Source organism: Serratia sp. NA_13 (assembly GCF_052691735.1).
This window is the reverse complement of the sequence record NZ_JBQZFV010000005.1, coordinates 107,073-126,549: the sequence shown is the minus strand read 5'-3', so window position 1 is coordinate 126,549 and position 19,477 is coordinate 107,073. Positions and strand designations below refer to the sequence as shown.

General features: G+C 55.6%; 16 protein-coding genes. 8 read left to right on the top strand and 8 right to left on the bottom strand.

The genetic code is table 11. The annotated features are described in order from the left end of the window. Nucleotides 1-7: 7 nt before the first annotated feature. From nit1 to csrD, 8 genes are all read right to left on the bottom strand, one after another. Complete coding sequence (nit1, locus tag ACUTSU_RS10360) at nucleotides 8-868, bottom strand: deaminated glutathione amidase (protein WP_445652106.1); 861 nt, start codon at nucleotides 866-868, stop codon at nucleotides 8-10. After that, nucleotides 865-4,680: an AsmA2 domain-containing protein YhdP gene (gene yhdP / locus ACUTSU_RS10355; RefSeq protein ID WP_445654114.1), complete on the bottom strand. Its 3,816-nt coding sequence runs from the start codon at nucleotides 4,678-4,680 to the stop codon at nucleotides 865-867. Before yhdP ends, nit1 begins: the two co-directional genes overlap by 4 nt. A gap of 103 nt (nucleotides 4,681-4,783) precedes the next feature. Beyond that, entirely contained in the window at nucleotides 4,784-6,253 is a 1,470-nt protein-coding gene (gene rng, locus ACUTSU_RS10350; RefSeq protein WP_012147102.1) for a ribonuclease G, read from the bottom strand. A 38-nt stretch (nucleotides 6,254-6,291) separates the two neighbouring features. Continuing rightward, nucleotides 6,292-6,876 carry a Maf family protein gene (locus ACUTSU_RS10345; RefSeq protein ID WP_445652108.1) on the bottom strand — a complete coding sequence of 195 codons (585 nt, stop codon included), beginning with the start codon at nucleotides 6,874-6,876 and terminating at the stop codon, nucleotides 6,292-6,294. A 137-nt stretch (nucleotides 6,877-7,013) separates the two neighbouring features. Then, nucleotides 7,014-7,502, bottom strand: coding sequence for a rod shape-determining protein MreD (gene mreD / locus ACUTSU_RS10340; protein WP_012147104.1), 489 nt, complete (start codon nucleotides 7,500-7,502; stop codon nucleotides 7,014-7,016). After that, nucleotides 7,499-8,503, bottom strand: a complete 1,005-nt coding sequence (gene mreC / locus ACUTSU_RS10335) for a rod shape-determining protein MreC (RefSeq protein ID WP_445652109.1) — start codon at nucleotides 8,501-8,503, stop codon at nucleotides 7,499-7,501. Before mreC ends, mreD begins: the two co-directional genes overlap by 4 nt. Before the next feature lie 94 nt (nucleotides 8,504-8,597). Then, nucleotides 8,598-9,641: a rod shape-determining protein MreB gene (gene mreB / locus ACUTSU_RS10330; RefSeq protein ID WP_012147106.1), complete on the bottom strand. Its 1,044-nt coding sequence runs from the start codon at nucleotides 9,639-9,641 to the stop codon at nucleotides 8,598-8,600. Between the two features lie 412 nt (nucleotides 9,642-10,053). Beyond that, on the bottom strand, nucleotides 10,054-11,985 hold the full coding sequence (gene csrD / locus ACUTSU_RS10325; protein WP_445652110.1) for an RNase E specificity factor CsrD: 1,932 nt from the start codon (nucleotides 11,983-11,985) through the stop codon (nucleotides 10,054-10,056). Nucleotides 11,986-12,279: 294 nt separating this feature from the next. Between csrD and acuI the strand changes: the two genes are divergently transcribed. The 8 genes from acuI (at nucleotide 12,280) to panF (ending at nucleotide 19,474) form a co-directional block, all read left to right on the top strand. Continuing rightward, on the top strand, nucleotides 12,280-13,257 hold the full coding sequence (acuI, locus tag ACUTSU_RS10320; RefSeq protein WP_445652111.1) for an acrylyl-CoA reductase (NADPH): 978 nt from the start codon (nucleotides 12,280-12,282) through the stop codon (nucleotides 13,255-13,257). 119 nt (nucleotides 13,258-13,376) lie between these two features. Then, nucleotides 13,377-14,378 (top strand): protein-methionine-sulfoxide reductase catalytic subunit MsrP, encoded by a 1,002-nt coding sequence (gene msrP, locus ACUTSU_RS10315; RefSeq protein WP_445654113.1) that lies wholly within the window; start codon nucleotides 13,377-13,379, stop codon nucleotides 14,376-14,378. Continuing rightward, on the top strand, nucleotides 14,379-14,978 hold the full coding sequence (gene msrQ / locus ACUTSU_RS10310; RefSeq protein ID WP_445652113.1) for a protein-methionine-sulfoxide reductase heme-binding subunit MsrQ: 600 nt from the start codon (nucleotides 14,379-14,381) through the stop codon (nucleotides 14,976-14,978). It begins immediately after the preceding gene. Between the two features lie 241 nt (nucleotides 14,979-15,219). Continuing rightward, on the top strand, nucleotides 15,220-15,672 hold the full coding sequence (gene aroQ / locus ACUTSU_RS10305) for a type II 3-dehydroquinate dehydratase (protein WP_012147111.1): 453 nt from the start codon (nucleotides 15,220-15,222) through the stop codon (nucleotides 15,670-15,672). A gap of 32 nt (nucleotides 15,673-15,704) precedes the next feature. Then, a complete protein-coding gene (accB, locus tag ACUTSU_RS10300) occupies nucleotides 15,705-16,169 on the top strand; it encodes an acetyl-CoA carboxylase biotin carboxyl carrier protein (protein ID WP_261431556.1) in 465 nt (154 codons plus the stop codon). 10 nt (nucleotides 16,170-16,179) lie between these two features. Continuing rightward, on the top strand, nucleotides 16,180-17,529 hold the full coding sequence (gene accC / locus ACUTSU_RS10295; protein ID WP_261112235.1) for an acetyl-CoA carboxylase biotin carboxylase subunit: 1,350 nt from the start codon (nucleotides 16,180-16,182) through the stop codon (nucleotides 17,527-17,529). A gap of 267 nt (nucleotides 17,530-17,796) precedes the next feature. Further along, nucleotides 17,797-18,039 carry a YhdT family protein gene (locus ACUTSU_RS10290; protein ID WP_445652114.1) on the top strand — a complete coding sequence of 81 codons (243 nt, stop codon included), beginning with the start codon at nucleotides 17,797-17,799 and terminating at the stop codon, nucleotides 18,037-18,039. Beyond that, nucleotides 18,029-19,474: a sodium/pantothenate symporter gene (gene panF, locus ACUTSU_RS10285; RefSeq protein WP_445652115.1), complete on the top strand. Its 1,446-nt coding sequence runs from the start codon at nucleotides 18,029-18,031 to the stop codon at nucleotides 19,472-19,474. Before ACUTSU_RS10290 ends, panF begins: the two co-directional genes overlap by 11 nt. The last annotated feature ends 3 nt before the right edge of the window (nucleotides 19,475-19,477 follow it).

Genomic DNA, 19,477 nt, shown 5'->3' with positions numbered 1-19,477 from the left:
AATTTTTTCACTCTTTAATGGAGGATGTGTTGTCAAACGGCACCGTCAGCGACGTCTGGAATCGGTTGTGTTGCAATACCGGCATCTGCTCGCGAATGGTTTTCAGGCCGGTAATATCGACCCGCACTTTCAACGCCGATACCGTATCCGGGTTTTCAGCCAATACCTTGCCCCAGGCATCCACCGCCAGCGAATGGCCCCAGGTACGACGAGTCGGGCCATGACTGCCAACCTGCGCCGGCGCCAGGATCACACACTGGTTTTCAATCGCCCTGGCACGCAGCAGAATTTCCCAGTGCGCCTCGCCGGTCACACGGGTAAAAGCCGCCGGTACGGAAATCAGTTCGGCGCCCTGTGCCCGTAACGCCTGGAACAGCGCCGGGAAGCGCAGATCGTAGCAGATGGTCATGCCAAGCCGCCCGACCGGGGTATCCACCACCGTGAGTTGCTGGCCATGCTGATAGGTGTCCGACTCACGATAATGGCCGTGAGAGTCGTTAATGTCCACGTCGAACATGTGCAGTTTGTCATAGCGCGCGCGGATCTCGCCCTGGTCGTCGAACAGCAGGCTGCTGGTGGTGATCAGCGCAGGGTTTTCACGGCTGACCAATGGCATCGACCCCACTAGCAACCAGACGCCATAACGCCGTGCCATCTCACGCACCGCATTCTGCAGCGGGCCATCCCCCTGGCGCTCCGCATGTTCACGATAAGCCGCAGAATTGGCGAACAGCAGCGCGTTTTCCGGCGTCATCACCAGTTTTACCCCGGCATTGAGCTGCTTAATTTGCTGTTCAATCTGGGCCAGATTGTCACGCACCCGATCGCCACTGCACAACTGTAACAACGCAACGTTAGCACTTTTCATGACGCCTTATTCTCCTTTGGCTTACGCAGGACCTCGTTGACCTTCGGCTGGTCCAAATCGCCGCTGATATGGTAGCGAATCAGCGAGATCTTATTCCACAGCGGCCCCAGCACCTGCGAGGCAGCAAACACCGCCGCGCCAACGATAGGGTTAATTACGAACGCCGTGGCTACGCCGACAGTGGTTGAAATGGCCGGTGCGACCACCGCTTCCATATCAATCCGTCGGCGCGCCAAATCGACCTGACCGCTCATGACAATATCCGCCGCCAGCCCGTCAACCAACAGGTTATCGGTATGCATTATGCCATCTTTCAGCCACGCAGTGCTGCGGATGGAGTCAAAGTAGAAACCTTTGCCGAAGGTATCACTGAAATCGAACTGCAGTTTACGTAACAGGGAGTCGACGCTGACCAAACGCAACAGCTGGCCAGCACGCCCGCCGCCCATGCTGTCGATCTCACCCTTGCCCATATTGACCTTCATCGCACCGCTGAGGGTACTCATCTGCGGTTTCCACGGTGTGCCATGCCAGTACAGATCAAAATCAATGTCATAAGGCGCGCCTTTCAGCGGCGTGGTGATACCGAAGAAAGCGGCGGTTTCATCAATTTTGCCACCCAGCAGTTTGCCTTTCAGCGAACTGCGTTCTTCCTGGGCGTTCTGCTTCCACAGGCCGCTGGCGGTCATGCGCCCTTTGCCGGTATCGACTAAACCATGCTCCAGGGTCAGGGTATCGCCCTGATTGGCCAGATCCGCCTCCACTTTGCCGAGGTTTTGCCCCATGACCCAGCATGACTTGCAGCGCAGCATCAACGACGGCCAATCACGGAAAGAAACCTTTTCTGCCGCCGCCAGCGGGTTGGTCACCGTCGCCGCCGTCCCCTTGCCCTCGCTAAACTGCGGATTGTAATAAAGATAATTGATATCGGCACGCCACGGCCCACGATCCGTCATCCGCAGACTGCCGTCGACTTCATCCCCCTTGGCGCTGACCAGGGGGCCGCCGAGCTGTTTTTCAGCCGATAGTGTCAGCTTGTGCCAGGCCTGGCCGCCCAACAGCAGCTGCGGTGTTTTCAGCGCTACGGTGGTCGGGAAGTTGAAGCCGCCCACCTGTCCCGAGCCACCGCCTTGTTTTAACGCCGGAGCCATTAATCCCAGCCACTTTTCACCGTCCAGTGGCGGCAGGTTGAGCGTCAAAGATTTACCGGCCGGTAAGGGTGGCGTTCCACCGCCTTCGGTTTGCCATGCCGCACGTGCCAGCGTCACCTGCTGTTTGGCGAAGGTCCATTCGCTGTTGAAATGGTTCTGCTTGCCGGCGCTGCCGGTCAGCATGAAGCCATTCAGGCCGCCTTTCACTTTTACACTCAACGGCAGTGGCTCACCCTCGGGTTTATCCAGTGGAGAGGGTAAGTGACTGCTTACTTTTTTGAGGTCTGCATCAATGCCGATGTCATAGCTGGCGTTGCCCTTATGCGGCAAGGTAATGGCAACCTGGCCCTGCCAGGGCGCGCTGCCACTCAGGGCATCGGCGACTTCCTGCGGAATACCGGGGAATTTACCCGGCTGCCAGTCAGCCTTCAGACCCACATTGACCTTGTAGTCGCTTTTACCTTCCAGCGTATTGAAATTCACCGCAACCGGCTGCCCGAACCAGTTGGCCGATAACGTATCGCTGGTCAGGTTGCCGTTATCGAAGCGGAACTTGCCGCTGACCTTTTTCAGCTCACTTTCGATCGGCTTAACCAGCAATGAGTTGTTGTTCAGTGCCACCTCGCCCGTAGCGCGCACCAGCTCGCCGTTCAAGGGGATATCGAGATGTAAGCGCCCACTGACATTGCCACCAATCTGCAGCTCATTCAGTGCCGCACCCAGCGAATCATGCAGCGGTGTCTGCTCGAAATAGTCATGGATTTCCTCCCCCTGACCCGCCACATCAGCGTCAACCAACAGGCGCTCTTTCAGGTAGTCCGGAATGATTGCGGTAACATTTTTGCCATCGACTTTACCCAGTTTGGTCTGCGGAGCATTCATCCACAGCCCTTCATTGGCAAAATCGAGATCGATGGACAAATCGGTCAATGCCGGCCAGTCCGGTTGGAACTGGAAGGTCGAATGGCGCAGCGGGACAAATACTTCAAACTGGCCTTCGTGTTTACGGTAAGGGAAATGCTGTGGGTCACCGTTGTAAATCAGCGTGGCGTTATCCACCTGCCCGCCCTGAATGGCACCATTGAGGTAGTCCACCAGGTGCTTGCCCATCAAGGGTTCCGGGAAGTAACGCCAGGCATCTGCGGCATCATACAGGCGGATACCGGCAAGAATATTCAGCCACGGGTCACCCTTGGCTGGCTGCTGGTAGCGGAAATCACCGTTCACCCACAGCGATTTGGCCTTCACGTCCAGATTTTTACTCGCCAACTCCCAGCCCTGTGGGTTATTCAGCCAGGTTAACGCACCGCGCGCGCTGCTGACTTCCAACGGGGCTCGGAACATATCGCCGTACGGCAAGGTGCTGTCGTTGAGGTCAAGTTGCAGACGACCATTTTCGACACCACCACTCAGTGCGCCTGAGAAATGATTGATCCCCGGCAACAGTTTCCACGGCTGCCAACTGACGTCCTGCCAACAGGCCTGGAAGCGGGTCTTTTCCGGCTGTTTCAGCGGAATATCAAGCGCCAATGCATTGACCTTGCCCTGCGGTTGCAGATCGTTCCAGCGCTCCAGCACGTCCGGGCTGAGGAACGAGAAAGTCGGCAACAGCGCAGACAGGCGTTCAAGCTGAATGTTGGTCGCTCGCACGCGCAGTTCTTCCGTTTGTCCCGGCCCCATAAACTCGGTGTTCTCCGGTAGCCACAGCCCGGATAGCTTGCCTTGCGGCCAGGCCTGACCGTCAGTGGCCAGGTTGAGCTGCGGCACCTCGACTTGCCAGCCGGTCCCCTGGCGGCTGAGCGTCAGCGCCAGATTATCCACGTCCAGACGGTGCTGTTGTTTACCCACGTTCCAGTTGGCGGCACCCTGCTTTAACAATGCACTACCGCCGGCAATTTCACCGTTCTGTATTTGCAACCAGGCAGCCAGACTGAAGTCGGCACTTTCCAGGCCGGTATTGGCTCGTAACCAACGGGTGAACCAGGGCTTCATGTCGATATTATCGGCCTGCATATAGACCGTGCCCACATTCAATAACCCCTGGTTATCACGAAGATCCATCCGCAGTTGAACCACACCATGCTGGCCGTTCAGCGTCGACAGACTTATCTGCCCCTCGGCACGGTGACGATCGCGGCCGTTAAGCCAGGTTAGCTGTGGAACCTCGAATTCGGCGCGCGCACCGGCAGGCGTCAGGAAGGAAAGGCGGCTGTCACGTAGATTAAAGTGATCCACCTGATGCAACAGCAAATCGCTGATTTTACCCGGCTCGATGGTACTGCCCTGATGCTCTTCGCCACCCAAAGTGGTATTGAGATCGAACTGGAGTTGGTAGAAAGTGAGATCGCGGAACTGCCAGCGCCAGTGCAACAGCGACTGCCATACGTCCAGCGCCAGCGTAACGCGTTCTATATGCAGGTTGCTTTTGGGCAGCGTGGCACGCACGTTACGCATTTCCAACTGCGGGCCGAAGGTTTCCCAACTGCCCTGCATAAAGTCGATCTGCACCGGCACGCCGGAGAGGCTTTCGACCTTGGCCAACAGTTGCGGGCGGTAGTTGTTCAGTTCAGGCAGCGCCAAACGCAGCCCGCTGATCAGCAACGCCACGATGACAATCAGACTGGCGCCTGTAGCTAACAAAATCCCAGGCAGTCGCCCCACGCAGTTCTCCTTGCTTCCGCTGCCTGGCAACGGGATATCTATGCATGGGGGGCCCAGCATGCTGGGCCCCACCAATACCGGACTTTGGCCGCCAACAGGCGGACTACATCATGACAACGTCAAACTGTTCCTGGCTGTACAAGGGTTCGATCTGCACCTTGACCTGTTTGCCAACAAAAATTTCCACTTCGGCCAGCGCATGGGACTCTTCGCTTTTCAGCGCCTCGCCCACCGCCGCAGAAGCGTAAACCAGGAAACGATCTGAATCATAAGCATGGTGCACGCGCACAATTTCACGCAAAATTTCGTAGCACACGGTTTCCACAGTTTTCAGAGTGCCGCGTCCATGACAAGTAGGACAATCATGACACAGCACATGTTCAATGCTTTCACGCGTGCGTTTACGCGTCATTTCCACTAAGCCTAGCTGAGAGAAGCCGTTGATCGTGGTTTTTACCCGATCTTTACTCAGCGCCAGTTCCAGCGAATGCAGCACCCGACGACGATGTTCGTCATTATTCATATCAATAAAGTCGATAATGATAATGCCGCCCAGATTGCGCAGCCGCAGTTGGCGGGCAATGGCCTGGGTCGCTTCGATATTGGTATTGAAGATGGTTTCGTCGAGATTGCGATGGCCGACAAAGGCGCCGGTATTAATATCCACGGTGGTCATCGCTTCGGTCTGGTCGATGATCAGGTAGCCGCCGGACTTCAGCTCAACCTTACGCTCCAGCGCACGCTGGATCTCGTTTTCGACATCGTACAGGTCGAAGATCGGCTGGCTGCCAGTGTACAGCTCCAGCTTGGCGGTAATATCCGGGATGTACTCACCGGTAAACTCCACCAGCAGATCGTGGGTCAGACGGGAGTCTACGCGGATCCTATCCAGCGCCGCACCGGCGAAGTCGCGCAAAATACGCTGCGCCAGCGCCAGCTCACCGTACAACTTGTATTTGGTCTGGTTGCGTTTTTTACGCTCCATCACCTTTGTCCACAGGCGTTTGAGGAAGGCGGCGTCTTGCGACAGCTCTTCTTCACCAATGCCTTCTGCCGCGGTACGGATGATAAAACCACCCAGTTCATCGCAGTAACCGGCGACGGCTTTTTTCAGGCGATCGCGCTCTGCTTCACTTTCAATACGTTGCGAAACGCCAACGTGCGCCGCCCCCGGCATAAACACCAGGTAACGCGAAGGCAAAGTGATGTCAGTGGTCAGGCGCGCGCCTTTGGTGCCTAGCGGATCTTTCACCACCTGCACCATCAGATCCTGCCCCTGGCGTACCAGCTCGGCAATGTCGCGCACGTGGAAATTTTTCTGCTCATCGCCGGCGACACATTCGGTGTGCGGCATAATATCGGAGGCGTGCAGGAAGGCCGCTTTGTCCAGGCCGATATCGACGAATGCCGCCTGCATACCCGGCAACACGCGACTTACGCGTCCTTTATAAATATTGCCGACGATACCGCGCTTGGATTCGCGCTCGATATGGATCTCTTGCAGGATGCCGCCATCAATATAGGCAACCCGCGTTTCAGACGGTGTGATATTAACCAGTAGCTCAGCTGTCATGCCTTCTCCTCAGAGCCGGTCGATAATGGCAGCGCCCATCAACCGGTTCTTACATCACGTAATGCGACAAAATTACTGAGCAGCTCATGTGTTTCGACCAACGGTAAGCCCATCACCGCGTGATAACTCCCGGTTATCGTCCTGACGAAACAACCACCCTTTCCTTGAATTCCATAGGCGCCCGCTTTATCCATCGGTTCGCCCGTTGCAATATAGTCGCAGATATCCTGCTGTGACAGGTTGCGGAATGTCACGTCTGTCACCACTAGCTGGCACAGAACGTCGTGGCGATCGGCGATCGCTACCGCGGTCATCACCTGATGCTGTTTACCCGACAGCGCCGCCAGCATTTGCGCCGCATGCGTCTCGCTTTGGGGTTTTTCCAGCACCCGGCCATTGAGCACAACAATGGTATCCGCGCCCAGCACCGGCCAGTCCTGCTGCGCCAGCGCCACGCCTGCCCTGGCCTTATCCTGCGCCAAACGGCGCACATAGACTTCTGCCGCTTCCCCTTCCTGCCGCTGTTCTTCGGTATCCGTCAGGATAATTTCAAACGCTACGCCCAACAGGGTCAGTAATTCACGTCGACGGGGAGAGCCAGAGGCCAGATAAAGCGAATTCATTGATATACCCTTCATATTTCAAGCTGCAGCGGCGTTGGCTGCCCTCAATCAACCCAGTCACTTGGCAATCCAAGCTCCTGGGTATTCACTCGGTTGCCGCCTTGCTGCAACTGGAAATCTCTTGGGTATAAATACCCTTATTGTACGGCGAACTGACGGCGAATTTTGCGCATCAGCAGGAATAACCACGGCCACAGAATGCCGTTTACCACACTACTCCAGAACACCTCTGGGCGGAAAGAAACGTTGATCACCAAAAACTCGGCCCAGAACACCACAACATCCATCGCCAGTGACAATAGCACTACGATCAGCGCCTGTTGCCAGAGGGCCATGTTGCGGAACAGTTGGAATTTGAACGCGACCAGATAGGCAATGATCCCCAGCGCCAGGGCACGCACGCCCAGCGTAGAGCCGAGGATCAGATCCATAATCAGCCCCAGCACAAAGCCGGTGCCAACGTTAACCCGGTGTGGCAGTGCCATTACCCAGTAGATCAGGATTAAAGCCAGCCAGGAGGGCCTGAACATGTAGATCTGTTCCGGCCACGGCATAATTTGCAGCACCAGCGCCACCAGGAATGATAGCCAGATTATCCAGCGCCCATTACTGCGGTAGCGATTCATTGGGTGACTCCCGCGGCTGGTGCGGGGGTTTGCGGCACAGCAATGCCGGTCGCCGGTGCCGGCAGAGGCTGTTGTGGCCCCATGGCATCGGCCGGTGGCAGCACCTGAGGCATCATCTGCATCAGGCGCTCATTGGCAACACGGTGCACTTCATCCGGCGGCAACGGCATATCGCCATTGCGATCAGCGCCCCACAGCAACAACAGGTAACGCAAACGCTGCAGACCCGCAGTCGGACGCGCCTGGATCACGGTATAAGCACGCTGGTTATCTACTTTAACCGAGGACACCACCGCCACCGGATAGCCTTCCGGGAAGCGGCCGCCCAGGCCGGAAGTGACCAGCACGTCGCCCACGCGAATATCGGTATTGTTCGGCAAGTGTTCGAGCTGTAAATCATCGGCACAACCGCTGCCTGCAGCGATCACCCGGATATCATTGCGCAGTACCTGGATAGGCAGCGCGTGTGAGGCATCGCAGATCAGCAGCACACGGCTGGTGACTTTCGCCACCGCGACGACCTGGCCGACTACGCCTTTATCACTGATGACCGGCTGGCCTTCATAAACGCCGTTGTCTGAACCTTTGTCGATCACCACCTGATCGCTGTAAGGATCAGACCCAGTCGAGATCACCTGGGTGACCATTTTGTGTTCGTCCTGGCGCAGCGGCGAGCCTAACAACTCACGCAAACGGGCGTTTTCCTGCTTGAATTGGCCAAGAAGAAGAATATCGCTGTTTTTCAGCAGCAGTTCCTGCCGCAGAGCACGGTTTTCCAGCTCCAGCTGTTGGCGGGTAGCCAGCGTTTCTGAAACGCTGTCCAAAACTTTACGCGGCCCATTGGCCAGAAAATAGAAAGGGCTGACGGCCGTATCCATGTAGTTACGTATTTTCACGAACGTACCGAGACGGCTGTCGGCAACGATCAGGCAGATAGCCACAATCACTGCTAAAAAAAGTCGTAGTTGCAGGGAAGGCCCCCTGCTAAAAATCGGCTTCATAAATTATGCGTGTTCCTCGACAACAGAAAGAGGAACCGTATCCGATTTTCGCTTTGCGCATTCATCCGATACGATTCCTCCTTCCTGGGGCTGACTATTCTTCGCTGAACAAATCGCCGCCATGCATGTCGATCATTTCCAACGCCTTGCCGCCACCGCGAGCTACGCAGGTCAGCGGATCTTCTGCCACGACGACCGGAATACCGGTTTCTTCCATCAGCAGGCGATCCAGGTTGCGCAGCAATGCGCCACCGCCGGTCAACACCATGCCACGTTCGGAAATGTCGGAAGCCAGTTCAGGCGGACACTGTTCCAGCGCGACCATCACCGCACTGACGATGCCGGTCAACGGTTCCTGCAGCGCTTCAAGGATTTCATTGGAATTCAGGGTAAAGCCGCGCGGCACGCCCTCGGCCAGGTTACGACCGCGAACTTCGATTTCATGAACTTCATCGCCCGGATAAGCTGAGCCGATACCGTGCTTGATACGTTCGGCGGTCGCTTCACCAATCAGTGAGCCATAGTTACGACGCACATAATTAATGATGGCTTCGTCGAAACGGTCACCACCGATGCGCACGGAAGAAGAGTAGACCACACCGTTCAGTGAAATCACCGCCACTTCGGTAGTACCACCACCGATATCCACCACCATTGAACCGGTAGCTTCAGAAACCGGCAGGCCTGCACCGATTGCCGCAGCCATTGGCTCTTCAATCAGAAACACTTCACGCGCACCAGCCCCTTGGGCGGATTCGCGGATAGCACGACGTTCAACCTGAGTTGCGCCGACCGGCACACACACCAGCACGCGCGGGCTTGGCCGCATGAAGCTGTTGCTGTGAACCTGTTTGATAAAGTGCTGCAGCATTTTTTCAGTCACGAAAAAGTCGGCGATAACGCCGTCTTTCATCGGACGGATAGCCGCAATATTGCCGGGGGTACGCCCCAGCATCTGTTTAGCCTCATGACCCACGGCCGCAACGCTCTTGGGTGAACCGGCACGATCCTGGCGAATGGCAACCACCGAAGGTTCGTTCAGTACAATGCCTTGCCCTTTAACATAAATCAGGGTATTGGCGGTACCCAAGTCGATGGACAAGTCATTGGAAAACATGCCACGAAATTTCTTAAACATAACTAAAGGATAATCCTGCAAGCTGGGGGCGGAAAATAAAATCCGCCTACTTTACCAACCACACGAAGCAGCGACAAGGCGCAAAAATGTTCTACTTCGGTGAAAAATAGTCTGTATTGTTTCTGCTCGAATGCACGGAAATTGGATGAGGCCTGAATTCCCTGAACAAAGGCTCAGTTTACCACCCTGTCAGCGCACGAAACGGCGTAACACAGCTCATAAAATCTAACATATTCCCTGATTGCCGTTGGTGGTAAGTACCTACCAACGCTCAACAGAAAAGGACTGACAAGAGCCTATATCAAATAGGCGTCATTGTCGCAGGCAGTTTGGGGATAATCCCAAAAAGACAGATAAAATAGCCCAGATGAATTGGCGCTCATTCTACGTCAATTTTTGCCCGGCATTCAGGTTAAACGCGATAACGATGCGAATATTTTTTACACCCTACATCTATCGGTTCCGGCGCCGCGAAAAAGTCGCCCTGCCCGCCGAGGATCCCGCGATCTTTCAGGGTCTGCCATTCATTACGCGTCCGCACGCTGGCGGCAAAAACCTGGGTGCTGGTCCCTTCACAGGCACCAGTCAGGCTCTGAACGAACAGTTGATTCTCATCCCGCTTATCAATACTCCGCACCAAACCCGGATGGAGCTTGACCAGTTCCACCGGTAAGGACTTGATATAGGAGGTACTAACCACGGTTAACCCCGCCTGGGACACAGCCAGACGACACCCCAGTCCTGAAAGTAATCTCAGCACCGGACGCAAACGGTCGATATGTTGACACACGTCTGCCTCTGCAAGTTCAATCAGAATTCGTCGACGATGACTTTTTTCACACTGTAACAGGCTATCACGCAGCCAACGCTGGAAAGTGCGCTGCAATAATGAGTCAACGCACAGCGTAAATGCCAGCGTTTCTTCAGGCCACAGCGCCAGTAAAGGAAGAATACGACTCAGGTGCTGGCGGTCGTAGCTTTCCGCCAGACCCAACTGTTGTACCAGCGGCATATACTCGGATGGCAGCAGTTCCTGGGTGCCATCGTATATCCGGCTCATGATCTCCCGGTGATGAACTTCCCCCGCCACCGTCACCGCCGGTTTCTGGTACAGCCGTGGGCCGCCCCGTGCCAGCACCTGCTCCAACAGAGTGCGCCATTTAACGCTGCCGCGCCCTTTTTCCGGCACCTGACTGTCGTAAACATACCAGCCGTTTTCCCCCTGCAGCGTGGCATGGCGCGTGGCCTGCTCGGCATAATCAATCACCTGTTCGGTGCTTTGTCCGCTGCGGTAGGCCACAATACCGATATGCAAAAACGCCTCGCGATCGATAAGCGCCGTTGAAGGCAGCGCGTCAATGGCATGAACCAACTGTGAAGCAATGCCATCCGCCTCTTTCAGCGTGCGATGCGGCAACAGCACGGTAAAATCGCTATGGAAATAGCGCGCCAACAACGCCGCCGGGTAGCGCATCACAAAAGTCGACAACAGATTGACCAGCGAATACATCAGTTCCTGCACAGCACTGTTGCCGTGGGTTTCCCGCAGCGTGTCGAAATCCGGCAATCGCACCATCATGACAATGCCGTGCGAACCTTCCTCTTCCAGCTGTGTGGTCAGTTGGTTATCAAAGAACAATCGGTTGTTCAACCCGGTTTTGGCGTCCTGCGCGGCGAAAGCGCGGATCAGAGTATCGACCCGGCTGCGCTCCTCGCGCGCTTCCGCCAGATCCGCCAACAGGCGATCGAGCGCACCACTGACGTTCGCTGGCCATTCGCGCACGTCGCCCTGCATCACGCTCTCTCGTTCGCCGTTAAGAATACGGCGCGCACGGCGCTCCAGTCTGTCCTCTCCGTCGGCCTGATCGCGCAGCCAACGCAGGCTGAACAGCAAGATAACCACCATCACGACGATCGACAAAGAGACAGCCGCAGTGGATTGCAACGAACGCACGTCGCTGGCGAAAGGTTCAATATAGGTAATGCGTAGCGAAGCGCCGGGATGCTGCATCAGCGGCAGAGAAACCTGCCGGTAGCCGTTGAGCGATTCCCAGGGCTGTTTTACCGTTGTCAGATGATAAGAAAGGAGGTTACTGCGGCTGGTATCCACGCTGACGGCCACGATACCGAGCGGACGCATCACCAGCGGTAACCATTGTTCCTGTTCCTGTGGAGACCCACGCAGCATCGCCTGATCGAGCGAGGTCATCAGCGAATCGAAGCGGCGATCGAGCCTCTCCTGAGTGACATAGAAGTAACTGTATGAGCAGCCCAACAGCATCAAAAACATCGCCAGAGCAACAAGCAGGGTGATCAATGCAGAGAGCTTGGAGGTGAATCGCATCCCTGTGCCTTGTCCGTTATGGTTACGTGAATTTTCACCTTTGGTCGTATAAAGGCCCCGAATTCGCTCAAATGAATCCAACACAATACCCTGATTTTTAATTAGTCGCTGGCGTATCCTTGAAGATCATCGCCGGCAGTTCATGCCGCTAAAACTACCAAGCATCATCAACGAAGAAAACCTTCAATCACCATTTTTTGCCTTTTATCAGGACATAAATTTCTTATATGCATATAGTCAATTAAATCGGGCCCAGCCATCCATGACAAAATTGCAAACAAGAGGAAGAGTGACATGCGTGCACTGTTATTGGAACAACAAGACGATCAAACTCTGGCTCGCGTCAAAAATATCAGCAGCGACCAACTGCCCGACGGCGATGTCACGGTAGACGTTAATTGGTCCAGCATTAACTATAAAGACGCATTGGCAATCACCGGAAAAGGCAAAATCGTGCGCAACTTCCCAATGATACCGGGAATCGATTTCGCCGGTACCGTGCGCCAAAGCCGCGACGACCGTTTTAAAGAAGGCCAAAGCGTGGTGCTTACCGGCTGGGGCGTGGGTGAAAACCACTGGGGTGGTCTGGCTGAGCAGGCGCGAGTCTCCGGGGAATGGCTAGTGCCGTTGCCGAACGGACTCGATGAGCGTAAAGCGATGATCCTCGGTACCGCTGGCTTTACCGCCATGCTGTGCGTGATGGCGCTGGAAGAAGGTGGCATACACCCGGATGACGGCGACATTCTGGTCACCGGTGCCAGCGGTGGCGTGGGCAGCACGGCGGTCGCTATTCTGGCAGCGCTGGGCTATCACGTTACGGCCATTAGCGGCCGTGAAAGCAACACCGATTACCTGAAAGCGCTTGGCGCCAAGGAAGTGCTGTCGCGTGACGGTTATCTCGAAGCTCCGCGCCCGCTGGAAAAGCAACTGTGGGCCGGTGCGGTAGATAGCGTCGGCGACACTATGCTGGCGCGGGTTTTGGCGCAAATGAACTATAACGGCACGGTCGCCGCCTGTGGATTGGCCGGTGGGTATCACCTGCCGACCACGGTTATGCCATTTATTTTGCGCAATGTTCGTCTGCAAGGTATCGACTCGGTACACACTCCGTTGCATCGCCGTCAAACCGCCTGGGAACGCCTGGCCGGTATCCTGCCGGAAAGTTTTTACCAACAGGCCCCCCAGGAAATCACGCTGGAACAGACACCGGCCACGGCTGCCGCACTGTTGGATAACAAAGTTACCGGCCGCACCCTGGTAAAAATCCGCTGAGTCTGACGGCCCCCCAACGGGGGCCTATCCCGTCTGCGAAATTTCATATTTTCCCGCTGCCTCTCGCATAAGGCCTGGTTTCACGCCATGCTTACACCATAAATTGCGGAGAAAATACCATGAGCAAACAACGTAAATTAACTGAGGCCGATGTCACGCCCGAAAGCGTATTTTATCAGCGGCGTAAAGTGTTACAGGCGTTGGGCATCACCGCCGCATCCCTGGCCCTGCCGCTTAATGCGCAGGCCGATTTGCTGTCATGGTTTAAAGGCCACGATCGGCCCAAGGCACCTCCCGGTAAACCGCTGGAGTTCAGCAAACCTGCCGCCTGGCAGGCCCAACTGGCTTTGACGCCGGAAGATAAAGTCACCGGCTACAACAACTTCTACGAATTCGGTCTGGACAAGGCCGATCCAGCAGCCAATGCCGGCGGGTTGAAAACCGAAGGTTGGCAGGTACGCATCGACGGCGAAGTCGCCAAACCGATCACGCTGGACATCGATGATTTAATCAAACGCTTCCCGCTGGAACAACGCATCTATCGCATGCGCTGCGTTGAAGCCTGGTCGATGGTTGTGCCGTGGATTGGCTTTGAATTGGGTAAACTGCTCAAGCTGGCAGAACCCAACAGCAACGCGCGTTACGTCGCCTTCCAGACGTTGTACGACCCGGAGCAGATGCCCGGCCAGAAAGACCGCTTTATCGGCGGCGGGTTGAAGTATCCGTATGTCGAAGGGCTGCGTCTCGACGAGGCAATGAACCCGCTGGCGCTGCTGACCGTCGGCGTGTACGGCAAAACATTGCCACCGCAGAATGGTGCGCCGCTGCGCTTGATCACTCCATGGAAATACGGTTTTAAGGGGATAAAGTCGATCGTCCATATCCGCCTGGTGCGCGAGCAGCCCCCCACCACCTGGAATGAGTCGGCACCTAATGAATACGGCTTTTATGCCAACGTGAATCCGCACGTCGATCACCCCCGCTGGTCGCAGGCTACCGAGCGTTTCATCGGCTCAGGCGGTATTCTGGACGTTAAACGCCAACCCACCCTGCTGTTTAATGGTTATGCCGAGCAAGTCGCATCGCTGTACCGCGGCCTGGATCTACGGGAGAATTTCTAAGTGCGTTTGACTCCAACTCATATCAAAGGGATCAAAATCGCCATTTATCTGGCGGCATTTTTGCCCTTTCTCTGGCTGGTGCTGTCGGTGGATCAGGGTTGGTTCAGCGCCGATCCGGCCAAGGATATCCAGCACTTTACCGGCAGGATGACGCTGAAACTGTTGCTGGCAACCTTAATGATCGCCCCACTGGCACGCTATACCCGCCAGCCGCTGCTGCTCCGTTGCCGCCGTCTGGTGGGACTGTGGTGTTTTGCCTGGGGCACGCTGCATCTGATAAGCTATTCTACGCTTGAATTGGGGCTGAGCAATATTGGCCTGCTGGGGCGTGAGCTGGTTACCCGCCCTTACCTGACGCTCGGCATTATCAGCTGGCTGATCCTGCTGGCGTTGGCGGCAACCTCGACGTTGTGGGCCATGCGCAAACTGGGGGGCAAATGGCAGACGCTACATAATCTGGTGTATCTGGTGGCCATCCTGGCGCCGATTCATTACCTGTGGTCGGTCAAAACCTTTTCACCACAGCCCTTCATTTATGCCCTGCTGGCCGTCGTGCTACTGGCGCTGCGCTACAAGAAATTCCGCAATTGGTGGCGTTAAAAGGCGGAACTTTTCTGTGTTCTACCCCTCATAATGCGATAACACTCTCACCAGTTTGCAGGTTTTGGGTTGAATATCTTCGCTGATAAGACCAGTATTTAGCTGCGAATTGCTACGATATCGTTATAATGCCCGACCTTGTTTCTGTTCTCAGGGTGAATTTTCTCCTTAACAGGTGACAAATCGGTGACATCGGGTTATTTTCTACGATGATGGTTTTATTGCCGGAGATACCAGCACAATGGCGGATAAGTTTCACATTTTGCTTCTGAACGGCCCCAATCTGAATCTGCTGGGGACGCGTGAACCGGAGAAGTACGGCAGCACGACGCTAACAGAGATTGTTAACGGATTGGAAAACCAGGCATCCGCACTGGATATTACCCTGAGCCATCTGCAGTCTAACGCTGAACATGCGCTTATCGACTGCATACATCAGGCACGCGGCAACACAGATTTTATACTTATCAACCCTGCCGCGTTCACGCATACCAGCGTGGCGCTGCGCGATGCATTGCTGGCGGTGCAGATCCCGTTTATCGAGATCCACCTCTCCAACGTGCATGCCCGAGAGCCTTTCCGTCATCACTCCTACCTTTCCGATATTGCGGTGGGTGTGATTTGCGGCCTCGGCGCAGATGGCTACACATTTGCTTTACAGGCAGCGGTTAACCGTCTGTCGAAAACCCACTAATTGCTACGCAAAAAGAGTACGGAATCACACTCATGGATATTCGTAAAATCAAGAAACTGATCGAACTGGTTGAAGAATCAGGTATTTCTGAACTGGAAATCTCTGAAGGCGAAGAGTCAGTTCGCATCAGCCGTGCCGCCCCGGCACAGGCTTACCCAATGATGCCGCAGGCATACGCAATGCCGGCACAGCCGCAGCCAGCACTGGCTACTGCCGTTGCTGCAGCGCCAGCCGAAACTCCTGCAGCACCAGCGGCCATGAGTGGCCACATCGTTCGTTCTCCAATGGTCGGCACCTTCTACCGCACGCCAAGCCCGGATGCGAAAGCCTTCATCGAAGTTGGCCAGAAAGTGAATGCCGGCGACACGCTGTGCATCGTTGAAGCCATGAAAATGATGAACCAGATCGAAGCGGATAAATCCGGCGTGGTGAAAGCCATCCTGGTAGAGAACGGCCAACCGGTAGAATTTGACGAGCCACTGGTCGTCATCGAATAACGAGGCGAACATGCTTGATAAAATTGTTATCGCCAACCGTGGCGAGATCGCGCTTCGTATCCTTCGTGCCTGTAAAGAGCTCGGTATCAAAACCGTTGCCGTGCATTCCACAGCCGATCGCGATCTGAAACACGTACTGCTGGCTGACGAGACCGTATGTATCGGTCCTGCGCCATCGGTAAAAAGCTATCTGAATATCCCGGCTATCATCTCTGCGGCAGAAATCACTGGCGCAGTGGCGATCCACCCGGGTTACGGCTTCTTGTCTGAGAACGCCGACTTCGCCGAGCAGATCGAACGCTCCGGCTTTATCTTCATCGGCCCGAAAGCCGAAACCATCCGCCTGATGGGCGACAAGGTTTCTGCCATCAACGCCATGAAGAAAGCCGGCGTGCCTTGCGTACCAGGCTCTGATGGCCCGCTGACCGACGACATGGATAAAAACCGTGCCTTCGCCAAGCGCATCGGCTACCCGGTGATCATCAAGGCATCTGGCGGCGGCGGCGGCCGCGGCATGCGCGTTGTGCGCAGCGACAAAGACCTCGAACAATCCATTTCCATGACCAAAGCTGAAGCCAAAGCGGCTTTCAACAATGACATGGTTTACATGGAAAAATACCTGGAAAACCCACGCCACATCGAAATTCAGATTTTGGCAGACGGCCAGGGCAACGCCATCTATCTGGCCGAGCGCGACTGCTCCATGCAGCGTCGTCATCAGAAAGTGGTTGAAGAGGCACCAGCACCAGGCATCACCAGCGAAATGCGCCGTTACATCGGCGAGCGCTGCTCGAAAGCCTGTATTGAGATCGGTTACCGCGGTGCGGGTACTTTCGAGTTCCTGTACGAAAACGGTGAGTTCTATTTCATCGAAATGAACACCCGTATTCAGGTTGAACACCCTGTTACCGAAATGATCACCGGCGTGGATCTGATCAAAGAGCAGCTGCGTATCGCTGCCGGTCAGCCGCTGTCGATCAAACAGGATGAAGTGAAGGTTCACGGCCATGCGGTGGAATGCCGTATCAACGCCGAAGACCCGAACACCTTCCTGCCAAGCCCAGGCAAGATCACCCGTTTCCATGCGCCAGGCGGTTTCGGCGTGCGTTGGGAATCTCATATTTACGCCGGTTATACCGTACCGCCGTACTATGATTCCATGATCGGCAAACTGATCACTTACGGTGAAAACCGTGACGTGGCGATTGCCCGCATGAAGAACGCCCTGGCTGAGTTGATCATCGATGGCATCAAAACCAACGTTGAACTGCAGCAGCGGATCATGAGCGACGAAAACTTCCAGCATGGTGGTACCAACATCCACTATCTGGAGAAGAAGCTCGGTCTGCAGGAAACCTAAGGCAGGCAATCCACCTCGCCTGACAGAAGGCCGGCTAATCACCGGCCTTTTTCTTTATTATTGCCGACAAGGTATACGACTTGGCAAACCGATGCCTTGCCGTAAAATTCTCGGCCATTGGTATAGGGTATAGCCAAAATAATTCGAGTTGCATCAAGGCGGCAACGCAGTGAATCCCCAGGAGCTTACTCAGGTAAGTGACTGGGGTGAACGAGGAAAGCCAACGCTGAGGCAGCTTGAAGCATGACGGATATATTGGGGACACTGATGGAAACTCGTTTTATTCAAGCCCATCGCGAAGCACGGTGGGCACTCGGCCTGACGCTGCTCTACTTGCTGGCCTGGTCGTTGGCGGCCTATCTACCAGACAGCGCATCTGGTATTACCGGCCTGCCGCACTGGTTCGAAATGGCCTGTTTATTGGTGCCACTGCTGTTTATCGGCCTGTGCTGGCTGATGGTACGCGGCATATTCCGTGATATTTCACTGGAGGACGGCGATGCAAACTGAAGTCATTTTGCCGCTGGTCGCCTATCTGGTACTGGTATTCGGGCTGTCGGTCTACGCTTACAGCCGCCGTCAGACCGGCAACTTTCTTAGCGAGTACTTCCTGGGCAGCCGATCGATGGGTGGCTTCGTGCTGGCCATGACGCTGACCGCGACCTATATCAGTGCCAGTTCGTTTATCGGTGGCCCCGGTGCGGCCTATAAATATGGCCTTGGCTGGGTACTGCTGGCGATGATCCAACTACCGGCGGTATGGTTGTCGCTCGGGGTGTTGGGCAAGAAATTCGCCATTCTGGCGCGCCGCTACAACGCCATCACCTTAAACGACATGCTGTACGGCCGCTATCAAAGCCGTCTGCTGGTCTGGTTGGCCAGTCTCAGTTTGTTGGTGGCGTTCCTGGGGGCCATGACGGTGCAGTTTATCGGCGGCGCGCGCCTGCTGGAAACCGCTGCCGGCATCCCTTACGACACCGGCCTGCTGATCTTTGGCATCAGCATCGCGCTATATACCGCCTTTGGCGGCTTTCGTGCCAGCGTGCTGAACGATGCCATGCAGGGCCTGGTGATGTTGATCGGCACCGTGCTGTTGCTGGTGGCGGTGATCCACGCCGCCGGTGGTCTGCACAGCGCAGTGGACAAACTCCAGCAGATTGACCCGGCGCTGGTGTCGCCGCAGGGGGGTGAGCAGATCCTCAGCCTGCCGTTTATGGCCTCATTCTGGATCCTGGTGTGCTTTGGCGTGATTGGCCTGCCGCATACTGCGGTTCGCTGCATCTCTTACAAAGACAGTAAGGCAGTACACCGCGGCATCATCCTCGGCACCATGGTAGTAGCGGTGTTGATGTTCGGTATGCACCTGGCCGGTGCTCTGGGCCGCGCGGTGTTGCCGGATCTGAAGATCCCCGATCAGGTGATCCCAACGCTGATGATCACCGTGCTGCCACCGTATGCCGCCGGCATCTTCCTGGCCGCACCGATGGCGGCCATCATGTCGACCATTAATGCCCAACTGCTGCAATCTTCCGCCACTATTATTAAAGATCTCTACCTTGGCGTACGCCCGCAGCAAATGCAGAACGAACGCCTGATTAAACGCTTCTCCAGCCTGACCACGTTAATCCTCGGGCTTTTGGTGCTGCTGGCGGCATGGCGACCACCGGAAATGATCATCTGGCTGAACCTGCTGGCGTTCGGCGGTCTGGAGGCGGTATTCCTGTGGCCACTGGTGCTGGGCCTGTACTGGGAACGCGCCAACGCACAGGGAGCACTTAGCTCAATGGTGACGGGTGCGGTATGCTATACGCTATTGGCCAGCTTCAAGCTGCAACTGGCAGGGTTGCACCCTATTGTGCCTTCGTTGCTGCTTAGCCTGCTGGCGTTTTATATCGGTAACCTCGTCGGCGAAAAACGCCGGACGGCGTCATCATTACCCTCTTAAAAG

What these genes read in the sequence shown, in the direction of transcription:
- aroQ (WP_012147111.1), top strand. Translation starts at nt 15,220, where the DNA reads ATGGCGGATAAGTTTCACATTTTGCTTCTGAACGGCCCCAATCTGAAT.
- panF (WP_445652115.1), top strand. Translation starts at nt 18,029, where the DNA reads ATGCAAACTGAAGTCATTTTGCCGCTGGTCGCCTATCTGGTACTGGTA.
- mreC (WP_445652109.1), bottom strand. Translation starts at nt 8,503, where the DNA reads ATGAAGCCGATTTTTAGCAGGGGGCCTTCCCTGCAACTACGACTTTTT.
- accC (WP_261112235.1), top strand. Translation starts at nt 16,180, where the DNA reads ATGCTTGATAAAATTGTTATCGCCAACCGTGGCGAGATCGCGCTTCGT.
- ACUTSU_RS10290 (WP_445652114.1), top strand. Translation starts at nt 17,797, where the DNA reads ATGGAAACTCGTTTTATTCAAGCCCATCGCGAAGCACGGTGGGCACTC.
- mreD (WP_012147104.1), bottom strand. Translation starts at nt 7,502, where the DNA reads ATGAATCGCTACCGCAGTAATGGGCGCTGGATAATCTGGCTATCATTC.
- mreB (WP_012147106.1), bottom strand. Translation starts at nt 9,641, where the DNA reads ATGTTTAAGAAATTTCGTGGCATGTTTTCCAATGACTTGTCCATCGAC.
- msrP (WP_445654113.1), top strand. Translation starts at nt 13,377, where the DNA reads ATGAGCAAACAACGTAAATTAACTGAGGCCGATGTCACGCCCGAAAGC.
- rng (WP_012147102.1), bottom strand. Translation starts at nt 6,253, where the DNA reads ATGACAGCTGAGCTACTGGTTAATATCACACCGTCTGAAACGCGGGTT.
- accB (WP_261431556.1), top strand. Translation starts at nt 15,705, where the DNA reads ATGGATATTCGTAAAATCAAGAAACTGATCGAACTGGTTGAAGAATCA.
- ACUTSU_RS10345 (WP_445652108.1), bottom strand. Translation starts at nt 6,876, where the DNA reads ATGAATTCGCTTTATCTGGCCTCTGGCTCTCCCCGTCGACGTGAATTA.
- csrD (WP_445652110.1), bottom strand. Translation starts at nt 11,985, where the DNA reads ATGCGATTCACCTCCAAGCTCTCTGCATTGATCACCCTGCTTGTTGCT.
- acuI (WP_445652111.1), top strand. Translation starts at nt 12,280, where the DNA reads ATGCGTGCACTGTTATTGGAACAACAAGACGATCAAACTCTGGCTCGC.
- nit1 (WP_445652106.1), bottom strand. Translation starts at nt 868, where the DNA reads ATGAAAAGTGCTAACGTTGCGTTGTTACAGTTGTGCAGTGGCGATCGG.